Below are 2,579 nucleotides of genomic sequence, written 5' to 3' on the forward strand. Positions count from 1 at the left end.
CCATAAGGACATGAAGATCGGCTACTTCGCCCAGCACACGGTGGAAAGCCTGCATGAAGGCTGGAGCGCGTTCGACCATCTTCAGGAGAAGGCGCCTAACGCCGGCGCACAGGTGCTGCGCGACTATCTGGGTACCTGGAACTTCCCGGCCGATCGCGTCTTCGAACCGGTCGACAAGTTTTCCGGTGGCGAGCGCGCGCGTCTCGCCCTGGCGCTGATCGCGTGGGACAAGCCGAACCTGTTGCTGCTCGACGAGCCGACCAACCATCTCGACCTCGACATGCGCGAAGCGCTGGCCGATGCGCTGGCCGAATTCGACGGCGCGCTGGTGCTGGTCTCGCATGATCGCCACCTTCTTGGCATGGTCTGCGACGAGTTCTGGCGCGTGGCTGACGGCAAGGCAGAGGCGTTCGATGGCGACCTCGACGACTACGCCAAGTGGTTGCGCACGCGTGGCACCACGCGCAAGACCGCGGCTGTCGCCTCGGCACCGCAGAACGCGCCGGTGCAGGAAGCGGCCAAAGAAAAGCGCAAGCTCAGCGCCGACGAGCGTGAGAAGGAAAAGCCGTTGCGCGCCCGGGTGAAGAAGATCGAGACGCTGATCGCGACCATGGACAAGGAACTCACCGACATTGAAAGCAAGCTCGCTGATCCGACCGTTTATGGCGGCAGCACCGCAGACCTGATGAAGCTCGGTCAGCGCCAGGCCGAAGTGCGTGGCGAGAAAGAAGCACTTGAGCTGGAATGGCTCGGGATCCTGGAACAGATCGAGGTCTGAGCATGAGCGCTGCCCTCAACGTGCTGCTGCCGAGTCGCGAGAAACTTCGCTACGTGCCCGCCTTCGCGGCGTGGCTGGCACGCGGCACGACGTTGTCCGCTGCCATGCCCGGCTACTTCGTGGCCATGGCGGAGCAGTTCCGCTGGCCGAGCGGGCCGCTGCCGGCGGCTGCGCTCATCCGTCAGTCCGTGGCGGGTGATGCCGGCGACGCCTTGTGGCTCTCGGCGGACCCCGCCTGGGTGCAGCCGGAACTCAACGGCGCGCGACTGCTTGCCTGCGGCAACCTTGGTTTGCGCCTGGAAGAGTCGATGGCGCTGGTCAACGCGCTTGCCGAGACGTTCGAAGCCGAAGGCATGAAGCTGCTCGTCGGCGATTCGCAGCACTGGCAGTTGCGTCTGCCGACCTATGTGGACGTGCCCTCGTTCCCCGAGCCGGAGGAAGCACTGGGGGCGGACCTGTTCGAACAGCTGCCCAAGGGCGAGGAAGGCCGCCGCTGGCGCGCGCTGATCAATGAGGCGCAGGTGGTACTGCACAACCACCCGGTCAACGCCGCGCGTGTCGCGCGTGGCCTGCCGCCGGTCAACAGCGTATGGCTATGGGGCGCCGGTGCGTTGCCTGATTGGGTCGAGTGCGGTCTGGGTCGCATCTATAGCGACGATTTGCTTGCGTGGGCGCTGGGTCACCGCGCGAACGTGGACGTGCAACCACGCTCAGCCTTCGCGCAATCTGGCGGATCTTCTGTAGGAGCCGCTTCAGCGGCGATGGGTGCTGGCGGCAAGGTTGCTATCGCCGATAAATCGGCTCCTACAAAAAGCGTAGGCACTGACGAGGTGCCTTACAGCCTGCTCGACCTCCAGGACATCCAGCCCGCCGAATTCGAACAGGTCTGGTGGCCCAACATCGAAGCACGCCTCGACGCCGGCACCGAAATCCGCATCGCCTTCGCCGATGGCGTTCGCATGGTCATACGCAAGAGCCACCGCCTGCGCTTCTGGCGCAAGGCATGACGGCGCGCGTCTGGCGTCAGCGTCACGTCGCCACCGCGCCGAGCGGCTGGCCGCCCCATGTTCATCCGGTGATCCAGCGCATCTACGCGGCGCGTGGTGTACCCACGCCTGAGGGTGCCGAGCATCGTCTTGCCAGGATGCTGTCACCGACCCTGCTTGGCGGCATGGACGCGGCGGTCGCCTTGCTGATGGAAGCCATCGCGAGCGACAGGCACATCGTCATTGCGGGAGATTACGACTGCGACGGCGCCACCGGTACAGCCGTGGCCGAGCGTGGCCTGCGGCTATTGGGCGCACGGCACGTCCGTCACGTGGTGCCCAATCGCTTTGTCCACGGTTATGGCCTGAGCGAAGCACTGGTCGCTTCGCTGGACCCGTCGCCTGATCTCATCGTCACCGTCGACAACGGCGTGGCGAGCGTCGCAGGTGTCGCCGCCGCCCGCGCCCGTGATATCGACGTGTTGATCACGGACCATCATCTGCCAGGAGACACCTTGCCCGACGCCAACGCCATGGTGAACCCGAACCTCGTAGGCGACGGTTTCCCGAGCAAGGCGCTCGCCGGCGTCGGTGTGATGTTCTATCTGTTGCTGGCGCTTCGGGCCGCAATGCGCGACGCCGGTCACTTCGCCGACGGCGAACCGGACCTGAGCGCGCTGCTCGATCTCGTGGCGCTGGGTACCGTGGCCGATCTGGTGCCGCTGGATTTCAACAATCGCGTGCTCGTGGAAGCGGGCCTGAAACGCATGCGCGCCGGGAAAGCCTGCGCCGGTATCACGGCGTTGATCGAAGCG

At 65.4% G+C, this 2,579-nt stretch carries 3 protein-coding genes; all 3 read left to right on the top strand.

Annotation, left to right across the window (positions count from 1 at the left end; all coding sequences use genetic code 11):
- Positions 1–778, top strand: a 778-nt coding sequence (locus AC1DT2_RS20425; protein ID WP_477298358.1) for an ATP-binding cassette domain-containing protein, incomplete at its 5' end; no start/stop codon positions are given.
- A 2-nt stretch (positions 779–780) separates the two neighbouring features.
- Complete coding sequence (locus tag AC1DT2_RS20430; protein ID WP_477298359.1) at positions 781–1,785, top strand: phosphoglycerate mutase; 1,005 nt, start codon at positions 781–783, stop codon at positions 1,783–1,785.
- Positions 1,782–2,579 (top strand): single-stranded-DNA-specific exonuclease RecJ (locus tag AC1DT2_RS20435; RefSeq protein WP_477298361.1); only part of this gene is annotated, 798 nt, incomplete at its 3' end. The genes AC1DT2_RS20430 and AC1DT2_RS20435, both read left to right, overlap by 4 nt.

It is taken from the genome of Luteibacter sp. P4_E6, from assembly GCF_056401535.1.

Bases quoted from the DNA above. Each gene is read 5' to 3' on its own strand.
- AC1DT2_RS20430 (WP_477298359.1), top strand. From the start codon at position 781: ATGAGCGCTGCCCTCAACGTGCTGCTGCCGAGTCGCGAGAAACTTCGC.